The sequence below is a fragment of the Tsukamurella sputi genome (genome assembly GCF_007858445.1).
GTDB classification, from domain to species: Bacteria; Actinomycetota; Actinomycetes; order Mycobacteriales; family Mycobacteriaceae; genus Tsukamurella; species Tsukamurella sputi.
Window position 1 is genome coordinate 54,720 of record NZ_VIGV01000009.1, and the last position, 14,521, is coordinate 69,240.

Consider the following 14,521-nt stretch of genomic DNA (forward strand, 5'->3'; position numbering starts at 1 on the left):
ACCCTAGCGACCGCGGCCCGGCGCTCCCCCACGCTTCGCCCGATCCAGCGTGGCGAGCGACTTCTTCGCCGCGGCGAGCTCCGCCTGGAGGGCGGCCACCCGGTCGGCGGCCGCGTCACGCGCCGCGGACAGCACCTCGTCGACCGCGGCCTGAGCATCCTTGTCCCCCAGGCCGGCCAGCGCCTTGTGCAGGGCGGGCAGCGGGATCTCCTTTGCGCCCTGCGGCTTCTGGGCGTTGCGAGTCACCTTGAGCGCGGCGGTGTTGTCGGCGCCCACGTACACCGTGACGGCCACGGAACGCGCCGCCCGCGCGGCGCCCTTCGCCGCACCGCCCGACGGCACCTTCCCCGCGCCACCGGGCGCGGCCTTGGCGGGCGCGACCTTGGCGGGCACCGGTGCCTTCGGTGCCCGCTTGACCGGCTTGGGTTGCTTGGTGGCGCGCAATTCCCGTGCCTCGTACGGCAGATGGTCATCGACGCCCGTCGGCTTGACGGTGACGGTGTCGCCGTCGATCTCGATGACGCGCGCCGACGCCCCCGCGGCGAGCCCGAGGCTCGGCACCGGCTCCACGAGGTAGACGAGGGGCTTCTTGCCGTCCGTCAGGGCCGCGGAGTAGCGCGCCAGGTCGTCGGCGGTCAACGTCTGCTCGGCCATCACTTGAGTCCCTTCGCCAGTGCGGGAAGAACGGTCGAATCGATGGTATCGATGGCGAGCGGGCCGCCGTAGAGCAGCGCGTCCACGCCGTTCGTCTTGTCCAGAATGATGATCGGCACGCCGTAGATCAACGACGAGGGCAGGCCGTCGAAGCCGCCATTGCCCCCGCCCGCGTCGGTGCGCGCGACGATCGTCCGATCCACCTGGGTGCTGCTGACCGCCTTGTAGAAGTCGCTCGTGCCCAGGGTGATCCACGCCCCCGTCCCGGTGACGGGCACCTGCGGCGAAAAGCCCAACTGGCCCAGCAGCTGGAGCGCGTTCGCCGCCGTGGCCGCGAGCGTGGTGGCGGTGCCGTCGTAGTGGACCACGTCCACCTTCTTGCCCGCGAATTCCGGGTGAGCAGTGCGGAGTTCGGTGATGCGACTCTCGTACGTCCGCTTGACCGCCTCGGCGCGCCCCGTGGCGCCGAGGGCCTCGGCGATGAAGGCCAGCTGGTCCTTCCAGGTCCACCCGTTCTTGCCGTCGGGCGAGACCGCGATCGCACGGCCCCCGGCAAGGGATTTCAGGTCCTTGACCTTGTCCGCCGCGGCGGGATCGGTGTCGATGATCAGGTCCGGCTTCGCGTTCTCGATCACCGACTTGTCCGGGTTGGTGGCAGTGCCGGCTGTCTGCGTCTTCGCGAGCGCCGGCACCCAGCCGGGCATGTCGGACTTCGGCCCGTTCGCCCCCGCCACCACCTCGAAGCCCAGGGCCGACACGAGCTCCGCATCGCCTGCGCCCAGCGCGACGATCCGCTGCGGGCGGTCCGTGAGCTCAGTCGTGCCGTTGACGTCGGTGACGGTGCGCTTGCTCCACGCGTCGAGCGCGGGACCGTCGTCACCACCGCCGCGGAGCAGGACCACCCCGAGCACCACCGCGAGCACCACGACCAGCGCTGCGGCGCCCCCGATCAGCAACTTCTTCCGGTTCGACGACGGCGCACCGGACCCCTGCACGGGCATCGACGGTGAGCTCGGCCCCATCGGTCCTCCGGGTCCCCGCTGCCCCGGCCCGACGGGACCGAGCAGCCCCGTCGGCGCGCCGGGCGGCAGGCCCTGCTGCATCCCGGGCGAGGGCGGACCGGCCCGGTTGAATCCGGTCGCGAGCGCCGGATTCGACGGGGTGCCCTGCCAATTCGTGCCCTGCGGCGCCGTCGGCGGGGCCATTCCCGCTGCGCCCGACATGCGGCGGGCGGCGGCGGACAGCGCATCGGCGAACTCACCCGCGGTGTTGAAGCGGTCGGCGGGGTTCTTCGCCAGCGCCCGGCTCAGCACGTGATCGATCTCCGGCGACAGATCCGGCCTCTTGAGCCGGATGCTGGGCGGGTTCTGGCTGATGTGCGCCAGCATGAGCTGGCCCGAGATGGTCGTGGTGAAGGGCGGAGCGCCCGTGAGCAGGACGACGGTCGCGCACGCCAGCGAGTAGACGTCCGCGCGGTGGTCGATGGGATTGCCGAGCAGTGCCTCCGGCGCGGTGTAGGCGAGCGTCCCGACGACGGTGCCGGCCTGCGTGTGCTGCCCGACCTCGGTCTGGGCGGCGCCGATCCCGAAGTCCGCGAGCTTGACCTGCTCACCTCGCCGGCCCTTGTCGACCAGGAAGTTGGCGGGCTTGACGTCGCGGTGGAGGATGCCGTGCTGATGGGCGTAGTCGAGGGCGTCCGCGACCTGCTCGATCACGGCGACGGTGCGGTCGAGGCTGAACGGCCCCTCGCGCTGCACGGTCTCGGCGAGGTTGCCGCCCTCGACCAGCTCCATCGCGATCCACAGGTGCCCGTCGGACTCCCCGCGGTCGTAGACGTCCACGATGTGCGAGTGCTTGAGGCCCGCGATCAGGTCCGCCTCGCGGTCGAACCGCGCCCGCACGGAAGGATCCGCCGAGAGCTGGGTCTGCAGCACCTTCAGCGCCACGGAGCGGGGCAGCGTGCGGTGCCGCACGCGGTACACCGTGCCCATGCCTCCGGTACCGAGGACCGACTCGATCACGTAGCCAGCGATCGATTCACCGGGTTCCGACGCCACGAACACACCTCCACTCCTGCACATGTACAGCGGTAAGAATCTACCGCGATGCAGGTTGCCTGCGGCTTAACGCGAGGTTGGCGGCTCGTCGGAGGGCGGCCGTTCGCCCGCCGTACCCCATCGCGGGGCGGTCCCGGGGCGCACCGGCCGGCGCGCGGGACCGTGCTGCTCCTGATCCTGCGCGGGCCGCACCCAGCGGTTACCGCCCTGTTTGCGCTGCGCTCCGCTGCCGCGCTCGTAGGGCGGGGGCGGCAGCGGACGCGCCGGTCGCGGAGGGGCCGGAGCGGGTACAGGCCGTTGCGGTGCCGGATGCGGCGGCGCCGCGGCGGCCGGCGGGCCGGGAACCTCCGGCACACCGGGGACGCCCGGCGCACCCGGGACACTCGGAGCGCCCGGGCCGCTCGGGGCGGCGGGTGGCGGCGCCTGCGCTGCGGGTACCTGCGGACTCGGGGCGGGCGCGGGTCCGCCGGGCTGCGCGTACGGTCGGCCCACCGGGGCCTGCGGAGCCCCGACGTTCGGCGGTACGGCGGGCGGCACGGCCCCGGGTGCCAGTCGCGGCGGCGCGGGCACCTGCCGCGGCAGCCGGGGCGCGGGCTGCGGCGGCGCGACGGCGGCGATCGGCTGCGCCTGCACGTCGCAGTACCGCAGCTCCTCGTCCGTCGGGTTGAGCACCACGTCGAAGGGGATGCGGCGCCCGATGCGCACGCGCACCGCGGTCGGGGAGACCTGCTCGACCACGATGTCGGCGTTCGCGCGCTGCGGTGCGGTGCCGGGCGGGCGCAGCGTGAGCATGGTGCGCTCGGGCACCGCGTCGGCCGGGGCACCGTCGAAGACGGTGATGTCCGCGGGTCGGCCGATGGCACCGTCGGCGATCCGGAAGCGCGCCGGGTCGGCGAGCGTCGCGGCGAGCGTCGCCCACTGGGCCGGACGATCGGTGTGCACCACCACGGAGGCGCCCGCACCGACGGACCGCAGCAGCACGAGCTGCAGCGGGATCAGCTCGGTCGCGAACTCCACGATCAGCGTCTCGGGGACGGGCGAACCGTCGAACAGGGGCAGCGCGACGGCGTCGGCGCCGGCGAGGCCCCAGACCGGGCCCGCCGGCCCGACGGGGATCTCCACCGCGCCGAGGCCGCTCAGCGGTGTCGAGGGCAGGTCGACGATGCTGGACCCGCCGCCCGGGAGCGTGCCGCGCGCCAGTTCGAGCTGGCGCCCCGGCATCGGGACGAGCGCGTCGTCGAGGTTGTCGACGATCGGTACCGCGGTGTCGTAGCGGACCAGGCCGCTGATCTCCACGGGCGCCTGCGCGTCGGACTTGCGCATGCGGAGCACCACCGAGGTGCTGTCGCTGTCGAGGCCCCACCAGCGGTCCAGCTTCTCCGTGGAAGTGCGCACCGGGTCCACGAGGTAGGTGGTGGCGAACTGCGCGCCGTGCTCGATGTTCTGCCAGTTCTCGTTGCCGCCCAACGGATCCGCGCCGAAGGTCATCCGGGTGTCCAGCTGCGCGAGCTCCGCGGCCGGCAGCACCCGAGCGCGGATCAACCGCTCCAGCAGGCGCTGCTCGAGCCGTCGGGTCGCCGCCATCAGCGCCTTCGGCCCCGCCGTGCGCGACGGCCCGCGGCGGACGATGCCCGCGAGGTTGCGCTGCGTGTTCACGCGCAACACGAGCCACGTCGAGCGCTCCGCCATGGCGGCGTAGAACCGCACGCCCTGCGAGTACGAGGCGCGGTACGCGGGACCGGGCGGCACGCGCCGGCCGGCCGAGACGATGTCGATGTCCACGTCCAGGCCGTACTGCGTCATCATCGTGGCCAGCAGGTCCAGCGGTACCGTCTCCGCGGCGAAGGCGCGGCCCTCGCGCAGCCGGGTCTCGGCCGGGTCCGCGGTCAGCTCGATCGCGGAGACCAACTCGAAGCCGTCGCCCTGCCGCACTCCGCAGCCGTCGACGTCGATGACGCGCCCCGGGATGCCGCCCGTGGCGCTGCGCCGCCGGCGCAGGTAGCGGTACCGGGCACCGATCTTCTCGCTGACCACCGTGCCGTGCACCGCGACGAAGGCCACCAGGGCGCCGAGCACGATCAGCACGATCACCAGCCAGAGCGGCCAGCGTCCGCCGACGAGCGACACCAGCGAGGCGGACAGCACCGCCCACACCAGGGCGCGACGCAGCGACACCCGGATCCCGACGGTCCGCTGCAGGCGCGCGATCTCGGGATGCACCGCGGTCTCCGGCGGAGCGGCGGGAGTCCCGGGCGACGGAACGCCCGCCGCGGGAGGTCCGGTCATGGTGGTCCGAGTCATCACGCCCTCCGCTTCCGGCCGGGTCGCACCAGTGCGACCACGCCGCCGAGCACCAACAGCACCAGCGCTCCCGCGCCCGCGACGATCGCCGCGGTCCGGCGGGGCCGGGTGTCCGGCTCGGGCGGGGGCGGCGGCACCAGCAGCTTCTCCACCGACTGGGGATCGATGGCGGCGTCGATGTCCGGCACCTTCGCGGTGAGCGCCGCCACCGGGTCGATGAGGCCGCGCCCGACCTTGTTGTCCGTGCCGCGCCCCGGAGCGTGCGCGGTGGCGACGAGCCGGGCCGCCGCCTGAGTGGCCGAGAGCTGCGGGTAGCGCGAACGCACCAGGGCCGCGGCGCCGGCCACGTAGGCCGCCGCGAACTCGGGCCCGGCGAAGGGCACCAGCGTGCGGTCCGACGGTGCGCCGTTCACCACGCCGTCGCCGCCGCGGGAGCTCAGCGAGACGATGCCCGCGCCCGGAGCCGCCACGTCGAGCCAGGGGCCGTTCAGCGAGCCCGGCAGCGGGGTTCCCTCCGCAGTGGTGGCGCCCACCGAGAGCACCTGCCCGTCGAACCAGTTCGGTGTCGCGACGGTGGTCACCCTGCGCCAGCCCCGCGGATCGTCGGGCTGGCCGGCGTCCGGATCGGGGTTGGCCTTGCACTCGCTGGCGCCGACGGCGCCGCCCTGCCGCTCGGTGGCGCCCGCGCCGACCACGACGAGGGAGTCCTTCGCGCGCAGCGCGTAGGCCACGGCGCCGCCGATCTCCCGCTGGCGGAACTGGTTGTCCGCGGCCATGCAGACCGGTTCCGGCACGACGATGACCTTCGCCCCGCGGTTGGCGGCGCGCACGATGGCGCGCGCGATGCTGCGGGCGTTCACGGCGGCGCGGCTCAGGTTGGGGTCGGCGTCGTCGGCCGGGCTGTTCTGCAGGGAGAACCCGGCGGAGTCGACGCGGATCGAGAGGATCCGCGCGTCCGGGGCCACACCGACGAAACCGTCGCCCGGCACGGGCTGGGCCCCGACGATGCCCGCGACGAGTGTTCCCGTGGAATCGCAGTCGAGGAGGCCGCGATCGGCCGCGACCATGTTGTCGCCCGCACCGTCGAGTCCGCGCAGCCGCAGCTGCGGCCGCACGCCGGTGCTCAGCACCGCGACGGTGACCCCGGCCCCCGTCGAGAACTTGTGGGCCTCGTCGATCCGGAGGGTGTTCGCCGGCGCGGGCGCCGCCGCCAGGTTCGAATTCGGCAGCACCGCGGGTTCCACGCACCGCGGATTGTTGCTGCGCAGCGGGCGTTCCGGGCCGTCGGTGTCGGGCGGAGCACCGCCGATGTCGGCGGCGGGCGGGACCACCGCGCCGCTCAGGGCAGGAGCCCAGCTTCCGGCGACGACCACGGAGACGGAGACCGCCGCGATCGCGGCCGCCCTCGGGAAACGGAGCACGGACCCAGCCCCTCTACTTCAGGAACGACAGGTCGAGCTCGCGCATGAACGCGAACAGCCGGGTGGTCCACAGCGCGAGCAGGACGACGGCGAAGATCGCCAGCTTCTCCCCCGCCTCGATGCGGCCGAGCAGTCGCGCCGAGAGCGCGCGGACGTGACCGCCGCCATCGGTGGCGACGCGGTCCGCGAGCAGGAGCCCGCCGGCGCCGAAGGACGCGAGGACCGCAGCGCCGAGCACGATCACGACCAGCCGGCCGAGGTCCGAGTCGATGGCGCCGACCAGGATCACCGCGAGCCCCGCCGCGATGAGGAAGCCCGCCACGAAGAAGACCGTGGCGTGCACACGGTCGTCCAGCGTGCGTCCGCGCAGCACGCAGATCGCGGAGGTCAAGAGCGCGATGGCGACCTCGCCCCAGAAGTAGTGGCTGTGCGGGACCACGACGGTGAGCGCCGAGACCACGAGGATGCCCGCGATCGCCGCGTAGAACCCCGTGAGCAGCTTGGCCGCGGTGCGGGCCTTGCGCTCGAGTCCGGTGTTCTCGTCGGCGCGCGCCAGTTCCGTGGTGCTCTCGTCGTCGAAGGTGTCCACGTGGTACGCCGCGTCGAGCTCGCTGCGGTCGATGTCCTCGCCGGGCGGCGGCAGCGGATCCGGGCGGACCCGCGCGAGCATCAGGGCCCAACCCTGCGCCCAGTTCGCCAGCAGGAGGCCGCCGATCACACCGATCGCGGGAATCGCGGGGCGCCCCAGCGGCGTGTACGCGAACAGGGCGCTCGCCACCACCGCGGCCGCGGCGGTCAGGCCGAGCGCGGCCAGCACCGTCGCTCCGAGCCCGCTCGCGCGGCCCAAGACCACCACGCCGAACAGCGCGAAGATCGAGCCCGTGAGCACGTTCGCGGCCGTGAAGGCGCCGTCGACCCCGCCGTCCGGCGGGATGAGGACGAAGCCCGCCGTGAACAGCACGGGGACACAGGCCAATTGCAGCGCGTACGCGACCTGCGGGGCGTGGTACTGCCGGTCCGCGGAGATCGCGGCGAGCACCACGCCGATCGACGCCAGCGCCGCCACCGGGAACCACCACAGCACACTGGAATGCGCGAACCAGGCGATGAGCACCATCGCGGCGAAGACCGTCGCGCCCAGGACCAGGGCGATCAGGCCCAGCGCCCGCGCCGTGGCCGATTCGAAGCGACGGAAGCGCTGCCGGCAGAACTCCTGGATCGCGTCGGCCGTGCTCTCGATGAGCGGCCTGAAGGTCTGCGTCGAGAAGGTCTCGGCGAGGATCAGCCGATCCCCGTCGAGCACGCCGGCGTCCGCCAGCGACTTGTCCCGCGCCAGCTGGCCGCCGCCCTCACGGGCGAAGGTCCAGGCACCGGTCGTCGAGAAGTCGTGGTCCGGGAAGATCTGCTCCAGCCCGGGAATCACGGAATCCATCACGATGGACAGCCGGCGGCGCGCCAGGAGGCTGCGCTCGACGGAGTTCTCGCCCACCTCGACCAGGACGCGAACCTGTTCGGGGACGGCGGATCTCCCGGGGCCCGCCGCCTGTTCGGTCCCGGCGGGCTCCGGGGTGATCGGGAAGACCATCTGGCGTCAGCGTCCCTCTGTCGTGCGCACCTGCTGCAACTCCGCGAGCTTCTGGGCGGCCGGCGGCTCGTATCCCGAGTTGAAGCCGTCCGCCAGGTCCGCGGCCAGTTCCTCGAAGGCCCGGACCGTGCGCTTGCGCAGCAGGTCGATGTCGATCGGCTGATCCGAGTCGAGGTGCGGGTCGTACGGGATCTCGTGCACGCGCAGCTTCTGGCCGGCGCGGAAGAGCTCGTCGAACTGCTCCACGGAGACGCTGCTGTGGCGCTTGGTGTGGTTGATGACCACGATCGTGTTCGCCAGCAGGCCGTGCCAGCCGTGGTGACGCAGCCAGTCGATGGTCGCCGCCACCCGGCGCACGCCCCGGGTCGTGGCCGACGCCGGCAGGATCAGCGCCGAGGAGATCTCGAGGACGCCGGTACCGGTCTGCGTCTGCAGGCCGCGGCCCGCGTCGACCAGCGCGAGGCTGTAGTGCGGCCGGAAGATCGAATACAGGTCCAGCACGTCGTCGTAGTCGGTCAGGTCACGACCGTTGAATCGCCACGGCGTGGGCAGCACGTGCAGGTTGGTCGACGTGACGGCGAGGTGCTTGTCCACCTGGTTGCGGTCCGAGAGATCGCTCTGCTGGATCAGCGTGCGGGCCGTCGAGCCGCCCTGATGCCACGCGGTCACCTGATCGAGATCGCCACCGTCGGGATCGAGGTCGAGCGCGACCACGTTGTCGGCACGGGTGCGCTCGAGGATCTGGCCGAGCACGCCCACCAGGAGCGTGCCACCGGCGTTGTCAGCGAAGACGCTGGTCACGTGGAACTTGTGCTTCGGCACGCGGATGCGGTGCACCAGCTCCGCGTGCTCCTGATCGTTCGCGCTGGGGCCGATGTCCAGCCCCATCTTGCGCAGCCAGGCACGCCAGCCGGAGACGCGCACGGCGGCGTCCGAGAAGCGGATCTGCTGGTTGAACGACGACGAGGCGGTCGACATCGGCGCCGACAGCGACTCGCCCATCGGGCGCATCGGGGCCTGGTGCTGCGGAACCATCGGGGCCTGCGCGTTCTGCACGGGCGGCTGGCCGAAGGGCTGCGGAGCACTGGGACGCTGCATCTGGCCGGCGGGCTGCGCCGCCTGGAACTGGCCGGTCTGCGGGACGCCCTGGAAGGCGGCCTGCTGCGCCGGGCCGCTGTGCGGCTGGCCGTTCTGCGCTGCGGGCGCGAAGCCGTTCTGGCCGCCCTGCCACTGCTGCTGCGGGACCGGCGCGGGGGCCGGGGTGGGCTTGGCCGCCGCCGGCTGCGGCGCCGACGGTGCCGCGGGTGCGGCACCGCTCGGGACATCCGCCGTGGGCTCGTCGGCCTTCGCGGCGCCGTTCACGGGCACGTCGGCCTTGTCGGCACCGGCCTTCACATCGGTCTTCGGCGCGTCCGCCTTCTCGGCGTCGGCCTTCGCGACGTCCGCGGCGGGAGCCTTCGGAGCGTCGGGCTTCACATCGTCGACGACGGCGGGCTGCTCGGCAGTGGGCCGCTCATCGGCCACCACGACGACGGGCGCGACCGCGGGCGTCGAAGGAACGACCGCCGCACCGGCGAGATCGTCCACGTCGGGCAGCGCGGGTTCCTCCCACTCGCCGCTCACCGGCTCCGACAGTGCACCACCGGTCGGCGCGGACGGTCGGACCACGGGCACGGCGGTGTCGGTGGTCGGCAGGACCGAGGAAACGGCATCGCCCTCACCATGACCGCTTTGCGGCACGAAAGGCACCCGAACGTTCGTAGCTGCGTCGCTCATGGATCGCACCTCTCTCGATGGAAGAATTGTTTGCAGTCTAATACTCTCGCTGGTCAAAGCGAGCAGCAGGGTCGGCTATCAGTTTGCTGTGTCGAACCATCCGGTGCAACCCCCGCGCTCGACGAGTTCGGAGATCCCCTCGGAGAAGCGGCGGCGCGTACCAGGACTGAGGGTGACGTCGACCGCGCCCTGCGAGCCGCGCTGCGTGGTGGAGAGAACCCTGCCCGCGGAGGTGTCCATGACCCCGACCGCCCATCCGGCCTGGTTCCGTACGCCGCTGGAATCCGTACGGTGATAGACGATCTCGGCTCGACGGCCGGCGAACCGGGCGGCCTCGAGGAGGATGTCGACGGTCCGCTGCGACAGGTCGTGCTCGCGCAGCCTGCTGCGGATCTCGCGTTCGCCGCGCGGTCCCGTCACGCGCGGGTCGAAGCTGTCGACGATCTCCGTCAGCTCGCTCGCGTCGAGGGTGAGCGATTCGAGATCCGCCGGATCCTTGGTACCGAGGACCCGCCAGAGAGGTTCGACCACGGTCGATTCGAAATCCTCGCGGTCCGTACTGAAGCCCTGCACCGTGAACTGGTCGTCGTTGCGGAAGGCCACGACCACCGTCTCGTCCCGGCGCACGATCGCGCCGCGCAGCATCGCGTCGCCGTCGAGAATGCGGATCGCGAGCTCGGCGGCGGGCGCCTGGAGCGCCCGGAGCCACTGCTTGACCTGAGGATCGACGGATCCGTTCGCGTCGACGAGCCCCGCTTCCACGAGTCCCGGCAGCACCGCCAGGTCGACCACCAGTTGATCGTCGGGCCGGTACACGTTGGGGTGCACCGCCAGCACGATCGGAGCCAACTCGGTGACATCGGACAGCCGCATCAGCAACAGCAGCTCGTCGATGCCCGCCGCGAAGGCGGACAGCTTCGCCGCAGGTTCGTCGCGCAGCACGGCCATTCGCCTCTCCTCTTCCGACTCGGCCCGGTCCACCGCACGCGGTGACCGGGCCTCATCGCCGTGTTTCTAGACCGCGTAGAAGCCCGAGGCCTGGACCTGGCCGGCCTGGTGGATCGTCGCGGCGGTCTGGATGTTGATACCGGTCTTCCGGATGGCCATGGCGAGGTTCTCGTTCGCCTTCAGGCACACCTGGTGGACGTTCTGGTAGCTCTCCTGGTCCACGCCGACCCAGTTGCCCGCGTTGAGGTTCGCGGTGTTGTTGGCGGTGAGCTCGGCGATGTTGGCGTCCGCGATGGCGGAGGCCTTGGCCAAGCTGGCCGAGGTGGCGTCGTAGCTCGCGTACGCGACTGTGATGCGTTCAGCGGAGGTCATGGTGGTATTCCTTCGATCGGATCTGCGGTCTAGACGACGTAGCCGGTGAACAGGCCGCCGGCGTCGCTGTCGGTGCTGGCGATGAGTCCGCCGTTACGGCCCAGCGCCTCGGCCACGGCCTCGAGCTTCTGCTGCTCGGCGTTGCACACGGCGATGAGCTCCTCCATGTGGGCGCTCGCCTTGTTCGCCGTGTCGCCGTTGTTCGCCGCGCGGTAGGCCTCGGCCGTGGTGCGCACGAACTTGATGTTCGCGAGCGTGGTCGCGGCCACGTCGTGGGTCTTCGCGGTACCCGCGGCGTGGGCAACCGTGTTCATGTCGTAGATCTGCGGGGGCATCGGAGCTCCTTCGGTTCAGAGATGGTCTTCGCGGGTCGAGCGCGTCGTGTGGATCAGCGTCCCTCCCCACTCGACGGGACGTCGACGGGAACGGACTCGTACTCGGGCACCGAGTCCTGGTAGACGGGCATCGCGGCGGTATCGGGTACGACGATGCGCTCGCGCTGCTTGCCCTTCGACCTCGCGACGGGAGCGGAGGTCCCCGTCGGCAGGATCGGGCGCAGCGGCTCCGCCTGGACGCGCGGAACGGGCGGGGGCGGCGGCGCGACGGTCAGGCCGTCGGTGGCCCAGTTCGCGGGCGCCGCGATCTGCGGCAACGCCGCGGTCCCGGTCTCCGCACGCAGTACGGAGGCGGACCGCGTCGGATGCTCGCCGCGCGACATCCGCTCCAACGCCGGCGAGCCCGGTCGCGCTCCGTAGTACCCGACGGTGCTGGTCCGGTTCTCGGCGTTCACGTTCGCGAGGAGCGCGCTCATCGGCTGGTAGACGACCCCACCGGCCGTGGCCCCTGCCGTCGGCGCCTGGCCCACCCCCAGGGACGAGACGCCCATGGCCGAGCCCGTGGCGACGGCACCCGCCCCGGCACTCGCGCCGGCGCCCGCCGCGCCGCCCAGTTGCTGCACCAGACTCTGACCGAGCTGTTGCCCAGTGGTCGGGCGCGCGACGCCGGTGTCCCTCGACTGGGATTCGGCGGTCCCCGCATTCGAAGCGGCCTGCTCGAAGCGCTGGGCGTTGACGATGGCGGTCTGTGCGAGCTTGGTCGCCGAGAAGACGCCGCCGGCCGTGCGCATCGCGAGCATGCTGGCGGTCGCCTGAGCGCCCTGTGCCGCCAGGGTCATCTTGGTGACGACGGCGTCACCAACGGAGGCGGCGCCCGCCGCCGCGGCCGGAATCGGCACGCCGATGGAGGTGGCCATCGGCTTCGGCGCGATGAACGGTTCGAAGGTCATGTTGGCGACGGAGTTCGCGAGGTACACCGCCATCATCGAGGCGTTCTGGGCCCACATCGCCGCGTACTGCGCCTCGTTGGCGGCGATCGCGGCGGTGTTCACGCCCAGGAAGTTGGTCGCGTTCAGCACCGCGTTGGTGATGTGGTTGAGGGCGATCTCGGGCAGCTGCGCCATGCCCGCCAACGCGGCGGAGTAGTCGGCAGCCTGCTTCGTGTGCCGGGTGGAGGCGAGGAGCGCCTGCGCGCGCAGAGCTTCGTTGTGCGCGAGGTACATCGCCACGTTGCGCGTCATCAGCGCGGTCTCGGGCGCCTGCCACGACGCGGCGAGGCGCGGCAGCAGCGACTGGAGGAAGACCGAGCGCGAACTGACCGACGCTGCTACCGAGGCCCAGGCCGCGGCTGCCGCCGTCGCGGGCGCGGGGCCCGCGCCCGACATGAGACGGCCGACGTTCACCTCTGGTGGCAGCGCTGGGAAGGTCACGACATCACGCTCGTGTCAGAACTGCACGGCGTTGTCGGCCATGATGTACGTCGAGGCGACCGCGGAGAGGCTGACCGCGTACTGCGCAACCTCGGCGTGGTCGATGATGGACGTGGCCAGGAAGTTCGCCGCATGCGCTGCCGAGCTGGTGGAGACCAGCAGAGAGACGTCGTCCGCCCCCGCCGGCACGACGGCACCGATGGCGCCCGCGGCACCACCGATCAAGCCGGAGGTGGTGGCGACATTAGCCATGACCTCGTTGGTTCCTGCCAAGAGTTGTATAGGCGCCACGTTCAGGCCCACCCGCTTATCCCCTTCAGATCGACTTTCGGATTGCAACTATTGCAGGCCGGTCCGCTCTCGTCAATCCCCGGGTGACCACAGTGTCGATCTCCGCACAGTCGCTCCGCGATCCCGAACACCGGGACAGCGCACCGGCACGCGGGCCGGCGACCCTACTTCGCGTCCTTGAGCACCAGGTAGCTCGCTGCCGCACCCTGCTGCGCCTGCCGGAGCGAGGATCCCTGCGCCCCCGAGACGTACCGTCCACGCGAGACGTAGCAGCCGTACACCCGCTCGGCGCGCCCGTAGAGATCGGCGACCTGGGAATGGCACGCCGAGTCCCGCACCCCGGGCACGCCGCCCTCGGAACGGAAGCTTCGCGCGGCGTTCGCACTCGAGCCCGTACCCGACTGCGCGACGAAGTCCGCCGCCCGGGAAGCGCTCGCCGCGCGGAGTACCTGATTGCGCCCCTCGTAACCGATCAGGTCGATCCCGTGGACCGCGTACACGTCCCGCGTACGGCTGATCTGACCGGAGCCGTTCATACGAAGCGTCCGAGGTGTGTAGTACCCCGATGTGTATTTGACCGGACCGTCTTCCACCGAGTCGATGCGCGTGAGCCGGAGGATCCCGTCCTTGTCCACGGGTTGCTGCAGCGCCTGCGCAGCGGTGAACGGAACCGTACCGAGTTTCGGTATCTGCCTGTCGAAGAAGGCCTCTGCCAGCCCTCTCACCCGGGCGTCGTCCGCGATGTTCGCGAAGACCGCCGCGAGAACGTACTCCTCGTGGTCCCACCAGACGGCCGGCCCCGCGCGGAAGGACTCGGGTTGCGGTCCCACGTGGGCCGCAGGGTACTTCGCCGGTGGCGTACCCACGATCGTCGGCGGAATGCCCTTCACACCCGCGAAAGCCGCAGCCGCGCCGGCGCTGTCCGTGTAGCGGAGAACGATCATCGTCGCCTGCGGTGCGTCGTCGCTGTTGGGATCCTCGGTAGCGGGCGCCAGCACACCCGATACGCGGCCGGGCTGCAACACGCTCCCCAACCGGGTTCCCATCATCCGCAGCATCGAGTTGGCATCGGGGAGGTTCGGGAACAACCGGTACAGGCCCCAGTCGAACGTCGCGTCCAGGTCGGACGGCGTGACGACGTAGTCCCCCAGCGCGATGTTGCCCTGTACCGCCGCGTCATCGCCGACCCGCGGCGGGACGTCGCGCGGCACCGTCGTGAAGTTCCCGGTGTCGAGTACGACCTCGGCCGGCACCGCCTCCCCCGGCACCGTCGTCGAACACGCCGACAGTGCGAGCGCCATGACCAGCGCCACCGATGCACGAATGCTCGGTACGCCGGTCTCTGCCACGC

The 14,521-nt window shown here is 71.8% G+C and carries 12 protein-coding genes; all 12 read right to left on the reverse strand.

Annotated elements, in window-relative coordinates:
• Positions 1–3 precede the first annotated feature (3 nt).
• A complete protein-coding gene (locus FK268_RS19640; protein ID WP_146437138.1) occupies positions 4–654 on the reverse strand; it encodes a hypothetical protein in 651 nt (216 codons plus the stop codon).
• On the reverse strand, positions 654–2,711 hold the full coding sequence (locus tag FK268_RS25245; RefSeq protein WP_158636169.1) for a serine/threonine-protein kinase: 2,058 nt from the start codon (positions 2,709–2,711) through the stop codon (positions 654–656). Before FK268_RS25245 ends, FK268_RS19640 begins: the two co-directional genes overlap by 1 nt.
• 66 nt (positions 2,712–2,777) lie before the next feature.
• Complete coding sequence (gene eccE, locus FK268_RS25250; RefSeq protein ID WP_146437141.1) at positions 2,778–5,012, reverse strand: type VII secretion protein EccE; 2,235 nt, start codon at positions 5,010–5,012, stop codon at positions 2,778–2,780.
• Positions 5,012–6,433: a type VII secretion-associated serine protease mycosin gene (mycP, locus tag FK268_RS19655; protein WP_231707172.1), complete on the reverse strand. Its 1,422-nt coding sequence runs from the start codon at positions 6,431–6,433 to the stop codon at positions 5,012–5,014. The genes eccE and mycP overlap by 1 nt, the downstream gene beginning before the upstream one ends.
• Before the next feature lie 13 nt (positions 6,434–6,446).
• Positions 6,447–8,018: a type VII secretion integral membrane protein EccD gene (gene eccD / locus FK268_RS19660; RefSeq protein ID WP_146437143.1), complete on the reverse strand. Its 1,572-nt coding sequence runs from the start codon at positions 8,016–8,018 to the stop codon at positions 6,447–6,449.
• Between the two features lie 6 nt (positions 8,019–8,024).
• On the reverse strand, positions 8,025–9,794 hold the full coding sequence (locus FK268_RS19665) for a MinD/ParA family ATP-binding protein (protein ID WP_146437145.1): 1,770 nt from the start codon (positions 9,792–9,794) through the stop codon (positions 8,025–8,027).
• Positions 9,795–9,872: 78 nt separating this feature from the next.
• Positions 9,873–10,742 carry an ESX secretion-associated protein EspG gene (locus tag FK268_RS19670; RefSeq protein WP_146437147.1) on the reverse strand — a complete coding sequence of 290 codons (870 nt, stop codon included), beginning with the start codon at positions 10,740–10,742 and terminating at the stop codon, positions 9,873–9,875.
• A gap of 66 nt (positions 10,743–10,808) precedes the next feature.
• Positions 10,809–11,114, reverse strand: coding sequence for a hypothetical protein (locus FK268_RS19675; protein ID WP_146437148.1), 306 nt, complete (start codon positions 11,112–11,114; stop codon positions 10,809–10,811).
• Between the two features lie 29 nt (positions 11,115–11,143).
• On the reverse strand, positions 11,144–11,449 hold the full coding sequence (locus tag FK268_RS19680; protein ID WP_146437150.1) for a hypothetical protein: 306 nt from the start codon (positions 11,447–11,449) through the stop codon (positions 11,144–11,146).
• Between the two features lie 53 nt (positions 11,450–11,502).
• Positions 11,503–12,879, reverse strand: coding sequence for a PPE family protein (locus FK268_RS19685; protein ID WP_146437152.1), 1,377 nt, complete (start codon positions 12,877–12,879; stop codon positions 11,503–11,505).
• Between the two features lie 15 nt (positions 12,880–12,894).
• The gene (locus tag FK268_RS19690; protein WP_306461498.1) at positions 12,895–13,182 is read right to left on the reverse strand and encodes a PE family protein; all 288 of its coding nucleotides are present in this window, start codon (positions 13,180–13,182) and stop codon (positions 12,895–12,897) included.
• Positions 13,183–13,334: 152 nt separating this feature from the next.
• A complete protein-coding gene (locus tag FK268_RS19695; protein WP_146437156.1) occupies positions 13,335–14,519 on the reverse strand; it encodes a DUF7373 family lipoprotein in 1,185 nt (394 codons plus the stop codon).
• Positions 14,520–14,521 lie beyond the last annotated feature (2 nt).